Below are 17332 nucleotides of genomic sequence, written 5' to 3' on the forward strand. Positions count from 1 at the left end.
GTGGAACCATAGGGGGCGTGACGTCGACCTGGGTTGAACCTTCCGCCACCGCCACCGCGCTCCTCCTGCTCGGGCGGGGTAGCGATCCGGCTACCGAACGGGGAGTCGAGTGTCCTGGCGAACTGCCGGCACCGAGCGACCCCGAGCTGGTGGCCCGGGCGGCGGCGGCGAAGGCACAACTCGGTGACCGGGTCTTCGTGCTGGGCCACCACTACCAACGCGACGAGGTGATCCAGTTCGCCGACGTCACGGGCGACTCGTTCAAGCTGGCCCGGGAGGCAGCGGCCCGGCCAACCGCGGAGTACGTCGTCTTCTGCGGCGTGCACTTCATGGCCGAGAGCGCCGACATCCTCACCACGGACCAACAGCGGGTTGTCCTGCCCGACCTGGCCGCCGGTTGTTCGATGGCGGACATGGCGGCGCTCCCGCAGGTCGAGGCCGCCTGGGAGACCCTGGCCGACCTCGACCTCACCGAAGGCACCGTCCCGGTCACCTACATGAACTCCTCGGCTGACATCAAGGGTTTCGTCGGGCGCAACGGCGGTGTCGTCTGCACCTCGTCGAACGCCAAGCGGGCGCTGGAGTGGGCGTATCAGCAGGGTCAGCGGGTACTCTTCCTCCCCGACCAGCACCTGGGCCGGAACACCGCCGTTCTGGAGCTGGGTTTCTCGCTGGACGACTGCGTGCTCTACGACCCGCACAAGCCGAACGGCGGGCTCACCGCTGGGCAGCTCCGCGATGCTCGGATGATTCTCTGGCGGGGGCACTGCTCGGTCCACGGCCGGTTCACCCTCGACAGCGTCAACGAGGTACGCGAGCGGGTTCCGGGCGTCAATGTGCTGGTGCACCCCGAGTGCCGGCACGAGGTGGTCCGCGCTGCTGATTTCGTCGGCTCCACGGAATACATCATCAAGACGATCGAGGCGGCACCGGCCGGCTCGGCGTGGGCGGTGGGCACGGAGCTGAACCTGGTCCGCCGGCTGGCGCTGGCCAACCCGGACAAGCAGGTCATGTTCCTGGACCGCGCGGTCTGCTACTGCTCGACGATGAACCGCATCGATTTGCCTCATCTGGTGTGGGCGCTGGAGGAGCTGGTCGCTGGCCGGGTGGTGAACCAGATCACGGTGGATGCGGAGACGGCACACCAGGCGCGGGCGGCGCTGGACCAGATGCTGGCCCTGCCGGGAACGGAGAACCGGCCGCCGAGCGAAGCGCGATAACTATCCGTAGCGGCTCTGGCGCAAAAAGTGCTAGAACGCCGATAAATACCGCCAAGGGCGATCTGACCGAGTCCGCCTTCGTCACAGAGGGCTATGCTGCCCTGGGCGACGACACGTGGATGTCCCGGTCACCGACCCCTGTTACCGCGGACCGCCGGACATCCAACCCCACCGATACCCGGCACCACTCGACGCGCTGGAGGTTGCGTTGACCGACGACGTCCTGGTCGTACACGGAGGCACTCCGCTGGAAGGGCGAATTCGCGTACGCGGCGCGAAGAACCTCGTCTCCAAGGCGATGGTCGCCGCGCTACTCGGCGACAGCCCGAGCCGGCTCTACGACCTACCGAAGATCCGTGACGTCGAGGTCGTCCGTGGCCTGCTCGGCGTACACGGAGTCAAGGTCACTGATGGCGACGAGGACGGCGCACTGGTCCTCGACCCCGCCAACGTGGAGAGCGCCAGCACCGACCAGATCAACGTGCACGCCGGTTCAAGCCGGATCCCGATCCTGTTCTGCGGGCCACTGCTACACCGGCTTGGCCACGCCTTCATCCCCGACCTCGGCGGTTGCCACATCGGCCCCCGCCCGATCGACTTTCACCTCCAGGCGCTGCGCGAGTTCGGGGCGACCGTCGAGAAGCAGCCGGAGGGCCTACACCTGTCGGCCCCGAACGGCCTACACGGCACGAAGTTCGCACTGCCCTACCCGAGCGTCGGCGCCACCGAGCAGGTGCTGCTGACCGCGGTGATGGCCGAGGGCGTCACCGAGCTGCGTAACGCGGCGGTCGAGCCGGAGATCGTCGACCTGATCTGCGTCCTCCAGAAGATGGGCGCGATCATCAAGGTGCACACCGACCGGGTGATCGAGATTCAGGGCGTGCCGAAGCTCCACGGCTACTCGCACCGCCCGATCCCGGACCGGATCGAGGCAGCCAGCTGGGCCGCCGCCGCGCTGGCCACCCGCGGCCACGTCGAGGTGCTCGGCGCGGAGCAGGCCGACATGATGACGTTCCTGAACATCTTCCGCTCGGTTGGCGGCGAGTACGAGGTCACGGACGCCCGCCCACCCCGGCTGAACGACCCGGGTCAGGAGGGCGGCATCCGATTCTGGCACCCGGGCGGGGAGCTGAAGTCGGTCGCGCTGGAGACCGACGTGCACCCGGGTTTCATGACCGACTGGCAGCAACCATTGGTCGTGGCGCTGACCCAGGCCCGCGGCCTCTCGATCGTGCACGAAACTGTGTACGAACAGCGACTCGGCTACACCTCGGCGCTGAACTCGATGGGTGCGAACATCCAGGTCTACCGGGACTGCCTGGGCGGCACGCCGTGTCGCTTCGGCCGGCGCAACTTCAAGCACTCGGCGGTCATCGCCGGGCCGAGTAAGTTGCACGCCGCCGATCTGGTCATCCCCGACCTACGGGCCGGGTTCAGCCACCTGATCGCGGCGCTCGCCGCGGAGGGCACCTCCCGGGTGTACGGCGTCGACCTCATCAACCGTGGCTACGAGGACTTCGAGGCGAAGCTCGCCGACCTGGGCGCGCACGTCGAACGACCGTGACCCACACCATTCCGGGCGGCGATACCCGCTCCTGACGTCCGCGCCCGGCGCACCGCGATGTGCACCGGGCGCGGACATTTGGCTACGCTTGCCACGTGCCCCTGTTTCGTCGCAAAGCCACTGACCTGCTCGACGAGTCCACCAAGTCGGTGACACCCGAGGAGGAGCCCGCCGCCGCCCCCCGGGGCTACACGCCGGCGAAAGGGCGCGAGACGCCCAAGCGGCCCAGCATCGGGCGGCGCCCCACCACGGTGGTCAAGTCGCTGAGCAAGGAGGAGCGACGCGCGGAGCGCCGCCGACTGCGCGCCGAGTCGGCCGCGGAGTTCCGCCGCGAGGGCGGCCCCCGCGACCGGGGGCCGGAGCGGCTACTGGCCCGCAACGTGGTCGACTCCCGACGCACAGTGGGCACCTGGTTCTTCGGCGGCGCGCTGATCGTGTTACTCGGCTCGAACCAGGCGATGCCGCCGGAGGTCCGACTCGGCTCCAACATCCTGTGGGTGGTGCTCGCGATCGCCCTGATCATCGACTCGGTCCTGATCTCACGGAAGATCAAGAAGCTGGTCCGGGAGCGTTTCCCGAACACCGGGCAACGGATGGGCTCGCTCTACCTCTACGCGATCATGCGGTCGATCACCTTCCGCCGGATGCGGGCCCCCGTACCCCGCGTCGCCATCGGCGACCCGGTCTGACGGCACCCGCCGCCGGGCACCCCGCTCGCCTCCTCCGACACCTCGATCCCACGGCCGCAACGCACCCGGCGGCGCGCTGACGCCGCCGGGCCCCGGCAGCTACGAAGACCGGTGGTCAGCTGTCCGGATGCCCAAACCCTGTTCCGGATATAACCCATATATCCGGAACATGGGATAACGTTTGGGTCCCGCGCGGGCGCCACAGTGGCGGCGACCGAGCCCACGCCGCTACCCTGCTTCCGCAGCTACACCTTGCTGAACGGAAGAAGCTACGGCCGGCGGGTGCCCAGCGCGACAATGTGCAACGAGGTGACAATCGCCGTGAGCGAGCGGACGCGAGCCGGTCATCGGGGCGCGCCCGAACGCAATCGGACGCCCCCGCCAGGTCCCGCCCACCCCCTGCGTGTGATCCGGGGTAACCCCCTCAGCCAAGCCGGCGACAGGGCGCGCGGATGAGTCGCGGCAGCTACGGCGACCCGTGGCACCACTCCGCCGAGCCGACCTGGATGGTCGAGCCGACGAGCGAGTGGCATCCGCAGTTCCCCGGCCAGCGCTACCCCGGCGACATCGGGATCGAGCACACCCAGCCGCCCGCCGCGCACGCGCGACCTGCCGTTGTCGGCCGGGCCACGGTGCCCCCGCTGGCGCCGACCCGCCCCGACGGGACCTACACCGGCCGCTCCTGGAATGAAGCGGACGAGAACCATGCCCGCCAGGACGAGGAGCTGCGCCGCCGACGGCCCGGCGAGGTGCCCCAGGGGGCCGACCGAAGCTGGCGGCCGGCGCCGCGCGATATTCGGGACGGCGACCCCGGTTGGGAACGGGACAGCCACCGCACCAGCTCCGGATACGGCCAGTACCCCCGCCCAGACCGGTTCGACGACCGGAGTTCGTGGCACGAGCCCGGGGGGCGGAATCAGCCGGTCTCCCCCGCCCGGCACCCAGAACCGGGCTGGATTCCCGAACCGGACGAAGAGCGACCCCAGGGACACGGCCGCTACCCCCTCGGTCGGGAGGGCGGGGGGTCGCCACCTCGGACCCGCTACCCGTGGGGGCGGTCAAGCGACAACAATCATGGTCGGCCCGGCGGACCGCCGGAGAGCGACGGTGGACCTCTGCGGCCGGATGGGGCCCGGGCGAACCGGGATGGGCGCGAGGACCCGTTCCCACGACGGCATTCGGGTAGCCCCGGCCACCCGAATGCCCCTGGTCCCTCGGCTGGCCCCGGCCCCTCGGTTGAACACGGCACCGTCCACCCGCACCGCAACGGGGCACCCGGACCAGTACGGCACCCCGACCGGCACCCAGCCCAGCAACCGCACCCCCACCGTCGGCCCAGTACCGGACGCCCCTGGCCCCCGCCCCAGTCGGGCCCGAACCAGGAGCACCCCCGGCGCGGCGGGCCACACCTGCCGCCACCCCACCGACCGCCGCAGGGCAGTACCCCGACCAGCACGTCGGCGCCCCCGTACGGCCGGCCCGTCTCCGGCGCCCCCAGCCGACCAGTCTCTGGCGGCGCCGGCACGGCCCCGCCACCACATCCGCACCCGGAACGCCCGGTAACCGGCGCACCTCCCGGACCGAAGACGCCACCGCCCGAGGCGGCCGGACCAGCACCAGCCACCAGTCCACCGCAGCCGCGGCGGTACGTTCCGCCACCGCCCACCCCCGAACCCGTCCGGCCGGCGCCAAGTCCGAGTGGGCCAAACGCCTGGTTCGGACCGGCCACCGCCCCCGCCGAGCCGACCCCACCCGCCGAGCCGCTCAGGCCCTCCGCCGAGCCAGCCCCGTCCAACACCGACGCGCTGTCGCCGGCCGCCGCACCCGACCAGCCCGACGACACGCCACCCGCCGCGTCACCGCCCTCGGCGGAGCCAGCCAGCGCCACGCCCGAGTACGCGGAACCCGCGAGCAACCCCGAGGAGGAGGCGGAGCCCGCCAGCATCGCAGCGGAGGAGGCCGAGCCAGCCGATGCCGCACCGACCGCCGGTGGCATCCTCGACAGCGGCGACGAAGCCCCGGACGAGGATTCAGCCCAGTTAACAGACGCTGCCCCGACAGCGGACCCAGACCCGGCACAAGCCGACGCGGACCTGAAAGGGGCGCCAGCGGCGGGACCCGCTCCCATCGCCGAGCCCGCCTCGTCGGAATCGGAGACCGCAACGCCACCTGTCTCACTCGATCAGGACCCGGAGCCAGAACCGGAGCCAGAACCGGAGCCAGAGCCAGAGCCAGAACCGGAGCCAGAACCGGGACCGGAGACTGGGACGGCATCGGTGCCGACGGACCCGGCTGCGGTGACCATGGAGGCGGCCAAACCGGAGCCGGAGCCAGCCCAGGTACTCCCCGCACCACCCACACCGCGACCGGCGCCCGACCCAGCGGAACCCGACCTAGCAGAGGCGGAAGCGGAAGCAGAAGCGAAGGAAGCGGAAGCGTCCACGACGGAGCCGAGGGAAGGCCCCGCACCGAAGAGAGCGGCTACTCCCCTGCCGGATCCGGCAGCCACTCCCGCGCCGGAGACGGCCACTGTGGACCGGAGCGACGCACCGGATGCCGTGGGCGCCGACGACACCGCTCCGCCGGGTGACCCCGAACGAGTGCTGGCCAATCTCCCCTGGCGACTGGACCCGGCCACGCTCCGCGAGGTCATCCCCGACCCGGAGCAGTTCCGGAATATCCGACGCCGGCTGACCGAGAAGCTCGGCACGGCCATGGACAACCGATCCCGGGCCCGGCTGCTCAGTCTGCGGGCTGTGGCGTCCCGGGCAGCTGGTGACCTGGACGACGCGCTGGCAGACGGCCGGCTGGCCCTGACCTACGCGGAGGCCACCGGCGAGTTGCGACGGTCCGCTCTCGCGCAGGCCCGGCTGGCACACGTGCTGCGGTGGCGGGGTGAGTACGACGAAGCCGACCGCCTCTTCGCCCAGGCGAACTCACCGGAACTGCCCGACCGGCTACGGGTGGCGCTGCACGAACATGCGGGACGGTGTTGCGTTGACCAAGGTCGACTGATCGAGGCCTGCCTTCACTTCGAGCGAGCGTTGGACCTACGCGGTACCGCCGACGCGGAGCTGCTGGACCGGGTACGGGTGAGTCTGGACGCGGTCGCCGACCGGGCCGCCAAGGCCGGCTTCGGGCCGTACCCCCGCCGTAGGGCGGAGTTGCTGGAGCCGGACCAGCCGCCGGTGCCGGCGCGCGACGGCGATCTCTGGGGGTACGCCAACCCGGAAGGTGATCTGGTCATCGCGGCGGAGTACGCGGAGGCACAGCCGTTCCGAGAGGGCCTGGCCTGGGTCCGCCGCCCGGACGACCAACGGTGGTCGCTGCTCGATCGAGCTGGCAGCACCGTGTTGCCAGCGTCCTGGCTGGTGGTCCGCCCGTTCGCCGACGGACTGGCCTGGGTGTCCCAGGGCGAGCCCGGTGGCTGGCGCGCTATTGACCCGCAGGGCGAGGTCGTGGTGGCACCGGGCTTCGCCGACGTGCGCCCGTTCCGACACGGGATCGCCGTGGTCCGGCGCGAGGGGTGGGGCGCGGTGGACCGCACCGGCCGGCTGGTGGTGCCGACCCGGTACCACGGGTTCGCCACCATGCTCGTTGCCGGCGGGAAGGTGGATGGCTTCACCGAGGAGGGGTTGGCCGTCGTTGACCTGGCCGGGCGGTACGGCGTGGTGGACCGGACCGGCCGGGTGATCGTGCCACCGGTACACCCGGCGTTGGTGGTGCACCCCGTGGCCTACCTGGTAGCCACCGCCGCCGGCCGGTGGGGAGCGTTGGATCGGCAGAGCCGGCCGCTGATCGAGCCGACGCATCCCGATCAGGCCGGGGTGCTCGCCGAGATCGAACAGCTGCTCACCGACGCCGTGCCACTGCTCTGACCTGGTCATACCGGAATGGCAGCCGGCAATGGCTCGGTGACCGGCCCAGCTGGTGCACCGGGTCGGCGAGCCGAACCATGTCCTTCGTGGGCGACGTACCACCGAGCTAAGGTCAGGGGATGGAATTCCGACACCTGGGCCGTTCCGGCCTGATAGTCAGCGAGATCTCGTACGGAAACTGGATCACCCACGGCTCCCAGGTTGAGGAGGAGTCGGCCTTCGCCTGTGTCCGGGCCGCCCTGGACGCCGGTATCACCACCTTCGACACCGCGGACGCGTACGCGGGCACCCGGGCGGAGGAGGTGCTCGGCCGGGCGCTGAAAGACGAACGGCGGGCCGGACTCGAGTTGTTCACGAAGGTGTTCTGGCCGACCGGTCCGGGTCGCAACGACCGGGGCTTGTCCCGCAAGCACATCATGGAGTCGATCGACGGTTCCCTGCGCCGGCTGGGCACCGACTACGTCGACCTCTACCAGGCGCACCGGTACGACCACAGCACCCCGATCGAAGAGACGATGGAGGCGTTCGCCGATGTTGTCCGCGCCGGGAAGGCCCTCTACATCGGGGTTTCGGAGTGGACGGCGGCGGAGCTGCGCCAGGCCCACCAGCTCGCCCGTGAGCTGCGGATTCCGCTAATCTCCAACCAACCCCAGTACTCGATGCTCTGGCGGGTCATCGAGGCTGAGGTGGTGCCGGCCAGCGAGGAGTTGGGCGTCGGTCAGATCGTCTGGTCCCCGATGGCCCAGGGGGTGCTGACCGGTAAGTACCAGCCGGGTCACCCCCCACCCGCGGGCTCCCGGGCCACCGACGAGAAGTCCGGCGCGGGCTTCATCGCCAAGTGGCTCAGCGACGACGTGCTGACCCGGGTGCAGCAGCTCAAGCCGCTCGCCGAGCAGGCGGGGCTGAGCATGGCCCAGCTCGCCATCGCCTGGGTGTTGCAGAACCCGAACGTCTCCTCGGCGATCATCGGCGCCTCCCGCCCCGAGCAGGTGCACGACAACGTCAAGGCAGCCGGGGTACGGCTCGACGCCGACCTGCTTAAGGCCATCGATGACATCGTCGAGCCGGTCGTCGAGCGGGACCCGGCCCGGACCGAGTCCCCCGCGCAGCGGCCCTGACCCGACCACGGTGGTGGGCTGGTCGGAATACCGGCTCACCGCCGTGCGGGCTGACCGACCCGGCGGCGTGGGGAGTGAGGCGTCCCACCGCTGGCCGGAGTGACCGGGGTGCCACGCGGGGCTCAGCCCTGCCAGAAACGGACCAGATCCAGGCCGAGCCCGTACAGGCCCGGCGGTAGGCCCAGCGCGTCGCCGACGGCGAAGACCGTCCCGAAGAACCAGCCGTTGATCCGGGGGTTCCACAGCAGCGCGAAGAGCAGGAGAAAGCCGTACGGCGCGAAGAGGTCGTACACCCGCCGGTACGGCGGGGAGAGCCAGGGCTGGATCATGTTGCCGCCGTCCAGGCCCGGCACCGGAAGCAGGTTGAGCAGGCTCGCCGTGAGTTGGAGGAAGGCGAGCAGTGCCACGGCAGCCCAGAACTGCACCGGCCCGCCGCCGCCCGCCGCCAGCCGGACCGCGATGACCAGCACCAGCGTGAACACCACGTTCGTGGCCGGGCCGGCGAGACTGACCAGGGTGTGCCGTAGCCGCCCCGGAATGGCGTGCCGGTCCACCCAGACTGCGCCGCCGGGCAGGCCGATACCACCGAGCAGAACCACCAGCACCGGTAGCGCGATCGACAGCAGCGGATGGCTGTACTTCAGTGGGTTGAGGGTGAGGTAGCCCTGGTGCGCGACGCTGCGGTCACCGGCGCGGAACGCCACCAGCGCGTGCGCGTACTCGTGCAGGCAGAGTGAGACCAGCCACCCGGAGACGACGAAAAGGAACACGTTGACCCGGATGTTGCCGCTTTCCTGCCAGGTCAGGACTCCGCTGAGTACGAAGAGTGCGACCAGCCCGAGGAAGACCGGGCTGGGCCGGAACGCTGCCCGGGGCACGCCCAGTACCAGCGGCCCGCCCCCAGCCCGGTCTCCGGTCATCATTCCGCCGGGGGCTGCAGACTCATCCGGTACTCCACGCGGTCGTCCTCGACAAGCAGGACCGCGAGCACGCCGGCCGCCGCGAGTTCCCGCCAGGTCTGGCCGATCCAGGACTCGGCGTCCGCCTGGCTACTGAACGACTCGGCCGGCCCCGACGCCGGTTCGCCGTTCTCGCCCTCGTACTGCCAGCTCCACGCCATCTGCGTGTCTCCCCTCGCCGCTGATCTCCCGTCAGCCTAGTCCGCCGCGCGGCCGACGGCTGCACGTCCAGCCCTCGCATGATCGTTTCGAGGATGTGAGCAGCTCCGGGAGGAGCGGGGCGGGAGACGGGCGGGCACCGGGCGGCCTTAAGGTACGGGCATGTCCATTGACGGGTGGAACACGGTCCTGGTGCTCGGCGGAATCCGGTCGGGAAAGTCCGAGTTCGCCGAGGCCCTGGTGGCTGACGCGCCGACGGTCCGGTATCTGGCCACCGCCGCCGACACCAGCGCCGACGACGAGGAGTGGGCGACCCGCCTCGAAGCTCACCGCGCTCGCCGGCCGACGACGTGGACCACGGAGGAAACCGCGGGGCAGCCACGCCGGCTGGCGGAGCTGCTGGCCACCGCGCAGCCCGGCGAGACACTACTCGTTGATGATCTCGGTGGCTGGGTGACGGCCCTCCTCGACCCCGCCCACCAGCCGGCCGACGCCACGGCCACCATTGCCGAGCTGGCCGCGGCGGTCCGCTTCTGCCCCGCCCGACTGGTGCTGGTGAGCGCCGAGGTCGGCCTCTCGCTGGTGCCGACGACCCCGCTCGGCCGGGCCTTCGCCGACGCGCTCGGCACCGCCAACCGGGCGGTCGCCGACGCGGTTGACACGGTCGTGCTGGTGGTCGCCGGCCAGCCCTGCTGGCTTAAACCGCCCCCGCCGCCCCGCCCGGCCGCCGTCCCAGCGCAGATCACGCCGGCCGCCGCCGGCAGCAGGGTCGCTACCGGCCCGGCCCTCGCACCGACGCCGCTACCGGAGGTGCTGGCCCCGAGCGCCCCGCCCACGCCGGCCGAACTCGCCTCCGGCGCCGGCGCCCCCAGGTTGGCGCCGCCGGTGACCGCGACCGGCCTGGCCATCGAGCCGGGCCTGGAGTTGCCCATGCCCGACGAGGACGCCGGGTCGCAGGCAGTGGAGCGGATGGCTACCCGGGACCTGCCCGGCGCCGGTTTCGGCGGGCTCACCCAGCTGGTCGAGTTCGCCGCCGCCACCCAGGGCGCTCCGCGGCCCGCCCCCTGGGACAGCACCCGAGTGCTGCTGGTGCATGGTGACCACACGGGCGGCGCCGCCGCCGGCACTACCCCCGGTGACTCCGCCCGCCGGGCCCGGGAGGCCCGGGACGGCCAGGGTGTGTGGGCCCGCCTCGCCGCTGAGGCTGGGGCCGAGCTGCAGGTGGTTGACGCTCCCGCCGCCGACCCGATCGAGACCGACCCGGCGCTCCCCCTCAACCAGGTCGAGGCGGCGTTGCAGCTCGGCTGGCGACTCGCCGACCAGGCCGCCGACGCGGATGTACGGCTGCTGGTGCTGGGGGCCTGCGGCGCCGGCACCGACGCCGCCGCGGCAGCCGTGCTCGCCGTCACGGCCGGCGCCGAACCGCCCGCCGTACTCGCCCGGGTACGCACCGAGGCTGGCGAGTACGACGATGCCGCGTGGATGGTTCGCTGTGCGGCCGTCCGGGATGGGCTGCACCGCAGCCGCCACTCGTCCCGCGAGCCCAAGGAGATCCTCGCCGAGGTGGGCGGCGGCGACATCGCGGTCGCCACCGGCGTGCTACTCGGCGCTGCCGCGCGGCGGCTGCCGGTGCTCCTGGACGGACCGGTCGGGGTAGCGGCCGGTCTGGTCAGCCGCGATCTGGCGGGACCGGCCCGGCACTGGTGCCTGCTCGCCGACCACGGCGGGCACCCCGGTGTCCAACTCGCCGCCGACGTGCTCGGCCTCACTCCCCTGCTCGATCTGCGCCTGGACCTGGGCGAGGGCGGGAACGCACTGGTGGCGCTGCCGCTGCTGCGGTCGGCGCTGGCCTTGGCCGCGGCCCTGCCGGCGCACCCGTCGCTACGGGTCGAGTCGGGCGACACCGCGTCGGGCAAGGCCGAATCGGACGAAGCCGCGCCGGACAAGGCCGCGTCGGACGTGGTCGAGTTGACGACGGAGCCGGCGGCCGCCGACTCGTTGACAAACGAACCAGACGAGGCCAAGCCACCGATGGAGGAGTCGGCACCGGCGACGGAGCAACCGGAGCCGGCGACGCCGACGGACGACGAGCCGGACTTCCGCGAGCCAGAACCGGCCGGACCGGGGCCCACCAGCACCGACCCGGAGTCCACACCGCTGGATTCGTCCGGCCGGCGTGCCGGCTGAACCGCGGCTCGCCGCCGGGGCCCGGCTGGCGCTGACCACGTTCACCACGTTGCCGGTGCGGGCCGGCCGGATCGACCGGGCCGTGGCTGGCACCGCGATGGCCCTAGCCCCGGCCGTCGGCGCGCTGCTCGGCGCCCTCCTCACCGGAGTGCTGCTACTCACCGGCGGTTTCGCGCCGCCACTGGTAGCCGCCGGCGTCACGGTCGGTGCCGGCGCATTGCTGACCCGGGGGCTGCACCTCGACGGGCTCGCCGACACCGTGGACGCACTCGGCTCGTACCAGCGTGGGCCGGCCGCGCTGGAGATCATGAAGAAGCCGGATGTCGGCCCGTTCGGGGTAGCCGCGCTGGTGGTCACCCTCCTGGTGCAGGCGGCGGCGCTCGCGGAGGTGGCTGAATGGTCGGCGCCGACCGTGCTCGTGGCGGTGGTGTCCGCCACCGCAGCCGGTCGGCTCGGAGTCGCGCTGGCCTGCCGGCGAGGGGTGCCGGCAGCCCGACCGGACGGGCTGGGAGCCCTGGTAGCCGGGACTGTCGGGCCGGGTGCCCTCGTCATCGGGACCACCGCGGTGGCGCTACTGGCGCTCGCCGCCGTGCCGGGCCGTCCGTGGCAGGGACCACTCGTCGTCATCGCCGCCCTCACCACCGCGGTCTGGCTGCTCCGGCACGTGGTACGACGTCTCGGTGGGATCACCGGCGACGTGCTCGGCGCCACCGTCGAAGTGGTCACCACCCTCGTCTACCTGGGACTGGTCTTGTCCGGCTGAGCTCCGCCCACACCGACGGGTAGCGTTGCGCACGACAACACACCGGCACGGCCCATCCGGGAGACCCCATGCTCATCACGGACGACTTCCTGCCCGTACCGGTCCCGGAAACGCTGGACGCGACCTACCTGGTGCCGATGGCTGGACTGCCGAAGGTGGGCACCAAGACCGCGTTACAGCAGCTCACCGGGCGCCTCGCCGAACCGGTGCACGCACTCGCCCGGCAGATGCTGGACAGTCCGTTGATGAGCGTGGACACCCGACCGATCCACGAGTTCCCGGAGCTGCCGCCGGACCTACTCACCGCCTTCGGCGCGACCGAGGCCCAGCTGTCCCGCCTGGCGGCGGCGACCCACCTGGTCGTGGTGCAGGCCGAGTACCGACCCGGCTGGCCGCCAGCGCACGAGTGGGCGGCGCGGGCGGTGGCGGCGGCGGTCGCCGACACGGCCGGCGGTGACGTGGTGGATGTCTTCGGGCTCCAGTTCCTCGACCCGACGACGGCGCTGCGGTCCCTGCCGGACGAGCAGGGCCGGATCCGGCTCGTCGACTGGGTACTGGTGCCGTACTCGTCCGATGCCGACGGGCTCTGGTTCACTACCAAGGGGCTGCGCCGGTTCGGGCTGTTGGAGCTTCAGGCACAGGGCGTGCCGGACCACCTGACCCGGGCTTGGGGCGCGGTGATGACCGGCACGGCGCGGCGGCTGCTGCGGGCGTGGACCGACGGCCTGGCCGGCGAGGAGCTGCCTGCGTTCGTGCAGCTACCCGTACTGGCCACGGTCACCGGAGGGGACATCGCGGTGGCGTACGGCAACCCGGAGCAGCATGGGGCCACCGCCCCGGTGCTGCTTCGGCTGGAACTGGACCCGGCGACGGACCCGGAGGCGGATTCGTTCCTCACCCTGCGCCCGCCGGCCGGCTTCTCCGGGCCGGACGGCCGCTACTACGCCTCGGCCTGTGGAACCCTCTTCACCGGCATCGCACCAGACGTGCGCTACACCCGCTCCGGCGATGCGATGAGCCAGGCGGTCGCCACCGCCCGGGCCTCGCTGGGCGAGATCCGGGCCCGCTTCCTCGCCGGGGCGCTACCACCGGAGACGCAGCTGGTGGTGAAGTACGGACTTCCCGGCGAGGACGGCCCGGAGTACGTGTGGGCCGGGGTGACCTCCTGGCCGACACCGGAGCAGATCGAGGGCGCCAGCGCCAGCGACGCCCACACAGATCCGGCCGTACGGATCGGCTCCGCGGTGGTCGTGGAAGCGACCGACGTGGTCGACTGGGCGGTCCTGGACGGCACCGGGGTCCGTGAGGGCGGCTGGACCCAGGCTGTCCTGGATGCCGGCGAACGCCCCGCCCCGCCGGTCTGACCCGCCCGCCACCCCGCCGGTCGGCGGGGGCGGCGCGGGCGCTGACCGATGGCGAGCTACCGAACCGAGGGGTTGACGAACGGCGGGCGGACCAGGCTCACCGCTGCCCGGCGTCCTCGGATATCGACCTCGAGCTCGGCCCCGTCGGCCAGGGCCGGCTCGGTGTCGATCAGGGCCAGGGCGATGCCCTGCTTTCGAGTCGGGCTGAACGTACCGCTGGTGACCGTGCCCACCGGCGTCTCACCGTGGTAGACGACCATGTCGGGACGCGGGATGGCCCGATCGACCGCCACCAGGCCGCGCAACCGGCGCCGAGGACCGGCGGCCTTCTCCGCGAGTAGTGCCGCGCGTCCCCAGAAGGCGGGCTTGTCCCAGCCGACCGCCCAGCCGGAACGGCCCTGCACCGGAGTGATCTCCAGCGACAGGTCCTGCCCGTGCAGCGGGTAGCCCATCTCGGTACGCAGGGTGTCCCGGGCGGCCAGGCCGCACGCCTGCAGCTGCTCATCGGCGGCGAAGAGCGCGTCCCAGACTGCGCCAGCCGCCGCGGCGGGCAGGATCAGCTCATAGCCCAGTTCGCCGGTGTAGCCGGTGCGGCACACGGTCACGCTGGCCCCGGCCAGCGTGCCCTCCGCGAAGCTCATGTAGCCGTGCTCCGTGGGCAGGCCCAGCGCGCCGAGCAGGTCGGCCGAGCGCGGACCCTGCACCGCGAGGATCGCGTACGCCTCGTGCTCGTCACTGATCGTGACCGTTGGTGGCGCGGCGGCCCGTAGCCGGCGCACCACCTCGGCGGTGTTCGCGGCGTTGGGGATCAGGAAGACGTGGTCGTCGGCGTACAGGTAGGCGATGATGTCGTCCACCACACCACCGGTGGCATCATCGCAGCAGAGGGTGTACTGCGCCTGGCCCGGCCCGATCCGGGCCAGGTCGTTGCTGAGACAGGCGTTGACGAACTCCGCCGCCCCCGCGCCAGTGACCCGCACCTTGCCCAGGTGCGACACGTCGAAGACGCCAACCGCGTCCCGGACCGCCGAGTGCTCCTTGCGCACCCCGCCCCCGGCGTACTCAAGCGGCATCTCCCACCCGCCGAAGAGGGCGAACTTGGCGCCGGCAGCGACGTGCCGGTCGTGCAACGGAGAGTGGCGCAGCCGGGTTTCGGCGGAGCCGGAGGTCACGTCGGTCATGGGTGGCAACTTACCGGCACCACCCCGGCTGGTTAGCATCGGCGGGACCCGCCGACACCACTGGCGGGACAGCCCTGGTCAACGGCGGGTACGGTCCGCCGGAGACCTTCATCGCTGGTACGCGACGACGCGACCAGCCCGGCCCGCCCGGAGTAGCTTCAGTGACATCGCCCACCATTTCCCTCAGCCTTGTCGACACCGACCCCGCCGAGCTCGCCGTTGACGCGATCGTCATCGGCGTGCACAGCCAGACCGGAGAGCCGGCCGGCGGCCTCGTCGGCACCCTGTTGCTGGCCAGCGGCGCGGAGAGCATCGCCGCGGCCTTCGATGGAAAACTGACCGAGACGCTGGCGTTGCTCGGCGCAACCGGAGGCCCGGGCGAGGTGATCAAGCTCGCCACGCTCGGCACGGTTACCGCACCGGTGATCGCCGCGGTGGGTCTCGGACCGGAGCCGACCGGCGCCGCCCCCGCCCCGGAGACCCTGCGCCGGGCGGCCGGTGCCGCGGTGCGGGCGCTGGCCGGCTCGGCCCGAGTCGCGCTGGCCCTGCCGCTGCCGGATGACGCCGACGCGCCGGCCGCGCTGCGCGCGGTCGCCGAGGGGGGCTTGCTGGGCGGCTACCGGTTCGCCGGCTACAAGACCCGCCCGCAGCCGGCCCGGCGGGAGCCGGTCACGGAGGTGCTGGTCGCGGTCCCGGACGCGGGTGACGCCACCGCTACGGCCGAGGTTGCCCGGGCGCAGGCGGTGGCCAACGCGGTCCGCTCCTCCCGGGACTGGGTCAACGCCGCCCCCAACGAGCTGCGCCCGCCGGCCTTCGCCGACTCGGTGGCGACCGCCGCCCGCGCCGCCGGGATGGAGGTGGAGGTGCTTGACGAGGTCGCCCTGCGCGAGGGCGGCTACGGGGGCATCACCGCCGTCGGGCAGGGGTCGCAGGCCCCGCCGCGGCTGGTGCGGATCAGCTACACCCCGGCCGGCGGCGGCAACGGCAAGCGGGTCGCCCTGGTCGGCAAGGGCATCACCTTCGACAGCGGCGGCGTCTCGATCAAGCCGTCGCAGGGTATGTGGGAGATGAAGGCCGACATGGCCGGGGCCGGCGCCGTCGCCGCCGCGATGCTGGCGGTCGCGGAGCTTGCGCCCGCCGTGTCAGTGACCGCGTACGTGCCGATGGCGGAGAACATGCCCTCCGGTACGGCCTACCGGCCGGGCGATGTCATCACGATGTTCGACGGCAAGCGCGTTGAGGTGCTCAACACCGACGCCGAGGGGCGGATGATCCTCGCCGACGCGATCGCCCGGGCCTGCGCGGACGGCTGCGACTACCTGCTGGAGACCTCCACCCTCACCGGCGGCCAGGTGGTCGCGCTGGGCAAGAAGGTCGCCGGGGTGATGGGCACGCCGGAGCTGTGCGAGCGGGTGCGGACCGCCGGCGAGGCCGTCGGCGAGCCGACCTGGCCGATGCCGCTGCCGGAGGACGTGCGCAAGGGCATGGACTCCGAGGTCGCCGACATCTCCCAGGTCAACGCGGGGATGGACCGGGCGGGTCACATGCTCCAGGGCGGTGTGTTCCTGCGTGAGTTCGTCACCGAGGAGGTCGCCTGGGCGCACATCGACATCGCCGGCCCCGGCTACCACACGGGTGAGCCGACGGGCTACTGGACCAAGGGCGGCACCGGAGTGCCCGTCCGTACCCTGCTGCACCTGATCGAGGACATCGCCAGCCAGGGCTGACCTGTCAGCAGGGGCCCTCGTACCCGCCGGGCGGGTACGAGGGCCCCTGCGCACCACCCGCCGAGTCGGTGCGGTTTCAGAACAACTCGGGGCGACGCTTGCGGCGTTCGTTGTAGTCCCGCATCCGCTGCGGGTAGCCCATCAGGCTCACGTCGTAGATCGGGATGCCCAGCCGGTGGGCGAAGCGCCGCGCGCCGTCCGGGCCGTCAATCCGGCGGCGAGTCCACTCCCCGTCGTCGGCGATCAGCATGACCGTGGTCTCGGTCATGGTCGTCCGGGGCTCGATGTACGCCTCGACTCCCCGCCGAGTCCGCACGAAGTTCTCCAGGTGGCCCAGATCGCCCCGGTCAACCCCGCGATCCTGACTGACCGGACGCGCCTTCTTCCGTCGGAACAGTCCCACCGGCCGTCTCCCCACACCCGCACCATCGAAGCTGATGCCAAGGGTACGTGTCTCGGACGTGTCGTTGGGCACCTCGTTACCCGTGCCGGGCGTGGTGGTGACAAGATGACCGAGGTGGGG

General features: G+C 72.0%; 14 protein-coding genes. 9 read left to right on the plus strand and 5 right to left on the minus strand.

The window, feature by feature from the left end; translation table 11 throughout:
• The first annotated feature begins 17 nt into the window (after nt 1-17).
• From nadA to SALPAC4_RS0102170, 3 genes are all read left to right on the plus strand, one after another.
• Nucleotides 18-1220 (plus strand): quinolinate synthase NadA, encoded by a 1203-nt coding sequence (nadA, locus tag SALPAC4_RS0102160; RefSeq protein ID WP_019868972.1) that lies wholly within the window; start codon nt 18-20, stop codon nt 1218-1220.
• A gap of 115 nt (nt 1221-1335) precedes the next feature.
• Entirely contained in the window at nt 1336-2784 is a 1449-nt protein-coding gene (gene murA, locus SALPAC4_RS0102165; RefSeq protein ID WP_018730649.1) for a UDP-N-acetylglucosamine 1-carboxyvinyltransferase, read from the plus strand.
• A gap of 95 nt (nt 2785-2879) precedes the next feature.
• Complete coding sequence (locus tag SALPAC4_RS0102170; RefSeq protein WP_019868974.1) at nt 2880-3473, plus strand: DUF3043 domain-containing protein; 594 nt, start codon at nt 2880-2882, stop codon at nt 3471-3473.
• 1058 nt (nt 3474-4531) lie between these two features.
• Here the strand turns inward: SALPAC4_RS0102170 and SALPAC4_RS28875 are convergent.
• On the minus strand, nt 4532-4795 hold the full coding sequence (locus SALPAC4_RS28875) for a hypothetical protein (protein ID WP_080640959.1): 264 nt from the start codon (nt 4793-4795) through the stop codon (nt 4532-4534).
• Nucleotides 4796-4882: 87 nt separating this feature from the next.
• Here SALPAC4_RS28875 and SALPAC4_RS25960 point away from each other — a divergent pair, with 87 nt between their 5' ends.
• Together SALPAC4_RS25960 and SALPAC4_RS0102180 are read left to right on the plus strand one after the other, a co-directional pair.
• The gene (locus SALPAC4_RS25960) at nt 4883-7351 is read left to right on the plus strand and encodes a WG repeat-containing protein (protein WP_317888992.1); all 2469 of its coding nucleotides are present in this window, start codon (nt 4883-4885) and stop codon (nt 7349-7351) included.
• A 119-nt stretch (nt 7352-7470) separates the two neighbouring features.
• A complete protein-coding gene (locus tag SALPAC4_RS0102180) occupies nt 7471-8469 on the plus strand; it encodes an aldo/keto reductase family protein (protein WP_019868976.1) in 999 nt (332 codons plus the stop codon).
• A gap of 122 nt (nt 8470-8591) precedes the next feature.
• Here SALPAC4_RS0102180 and SALPAC4_RS0102185 read toward each other — a convergent pair whose 3' ends face one another.
• Nucleotides 8592-9389, minus strand: a complete 798-nt coding sequence (locus tag SALPAC4_RS0102185; protein WP_018730644.1) for a site-2 protease family protein — start codon at nt 9387-9389, stop codon at nt 8592-8594.
• Complete coding sequence (locus SALPAC4_RS0102190; protein ID WP_018736125.1) at nt 9389-9589, minus strand: hypothetical protein; 201 nt, start codon at nt 9587-9589, stop codon at nt 9389-9391. The genes SALPAC4_RS0102185 and SALPAC4_RS0102190 overlap by 1 nt, the downstream gene beginning before the upstream one ends.
• 160 nt (nt 9590-9749) lie before the next feature.
• Between SALPAC4_RS0102190 and SALPAC4_RS0102195 the strand changes: the two genes are divergently transcribed.
• From SALPAC4_RS0102195 to SALPAC4_RS0102205, 3 genes are all read left to right on the plus strand, one after another.
• Complete coding sequence (locus SALPAC4_RS0102195; protein WP_019868977.1) at nt 9750-11774, plus strand: bifunctional adenosylcobinamide kinase/adenosylcobinamide-phosphate guanylyltransferase; 2025 nt, start codon at nt 9750-9752, stop codon at nt 11772-11774.
• The gene (locus SALPAC4_RS0102200; RefSeq protein ID WP_019868978.1) at nt 11764-12537 is read left to right on the plus strand and encodes an adenosylcobinamide-GDP ribazoletransferase; all 774 of its coding nucleotides are present in this window, start codon (nt 11764-11766) and stop codon (nt 12535-12537) included. Before SALPAC4_RS0102195 ends, SALPAC4_RS0102200 begins: the two co-directional genes overlap by 11 nt.
• Before the next feature lie 68 nt (nt 12538-12605).
• Nucleotides 12606-13901 (plus strand): hypothetical protein, encoded by a 1296-nt coding sequence (locus SALPAC4_RS0102205; RefSeq protein ID WP_019868979.1) that lies wholly within the window; start codon nt 12606-12608, stop codon nt 13899-13901.
• Between the two features lie 56 nt (nt 13902-13957).
• On the opposite strand, the gene gcvT is transcribed toward SALPAC4_RS0102205, so the two are convergent.
• A complete protein-coding gene (gcvT, locus tag SALPAC4_RS0102210) occupies nt 13958-15082 on the minus strand; it encodes a glycine cleavage system aminomethyltransferase GcvT (protein ID WP_019868980.1) in 1125 nt (374 codons plus the stop codon).
• 161 nt (nt 15083-15243) lie between these two features.
• Between gcvT and SALPAC4_RS0102215 the strand changes: the two genes are divergently transcribed.
• Nucleotides 15244-16809, plus strand: a complete 1566-nt coding sequence (locus SALPAC4_RS0102215; RefSeq protein ID WP_019868981.1) for a leucyl aminopeptidase — start codon at nt 15244-15246, stop codon at nt 16807-16809.
• A 76-nt stretch (nt 16810-16885) separates the two neighbouring features.
• On the opposite strand, the gene SALPAC4_RS0102220 is transcribed toward SALPAC4_RS0102215, so the two are convergent.
• The gene (locus SALPAC4_RS0102220; protein WP_019868982.1) at nt 16886-17212 is read right to left on the minus strand and encodes a hypothetical protein; all 327 of its coding nucleotides are present in this window, start codon (nt 17210-17212) and stop codon (nt 16886-16888) included.
• Nucleotides 17213-17332: the final 120 nt, after the last annotated feature.

It is taken from the genome of Salinispora oceanensis (genome assembly GCF_000383575.1).
GTDB classification, from domain to species: Bacteria; Actinomycetota; Actinomycetes; order Mycobacteriales; family Micromonosporaceae; genus Micromonospora; species Micromonospora oceanensis.

Excerpts from the sequence above, each read along its gene's own strand:
- SALPAC4_RS0102180 (WP_019868976.1), top strand. The coding sequence starts at position 7,471 with ATGGAATTCCGACACCTGGGCCGTTCCGGCCTGATAGTCAGCGAGATC.
- SALPAC4_RS0102185 (WP_018730644.1), bottom strand. The coding sequence starts at position 9,389 with ATGACCGGAGACCGGGCTGGGGGCGGGCCGCTGGTACTGGGCGTGCCC.
- SALPAC4_RS0102190 (WP_018736125.1), bottom strand. The coding sequence starts at position 9,589 with ATGGCGTGGAGCTGGCAGTACGAGGGCGAGAACGGCGAACCGGCGTCG.
- SALPAC4_RS0102195 (WP_019868977.1), top strand. The coding sequence starts at position 9,750 with ATGTCCATTGACGGGTGGAACACGGTCCTGGTGCTCGGCGGAATCCGG.
- SALPAC4_RS0102205 (WP_019868979.1), top strand. The coding sequence starts at position 12,606 with ATGCTCATCACGGACGACTTCCTGCCCGTACCGGTCCCGGAAACGCTG.
- gcvT (WP_019868980.1), bottom strand. The coding sequence starts at position 15,082 with ATGACCGACGTGACCTCCGGCTCCGCCGAAACCCGGCTGCGCCACTCT.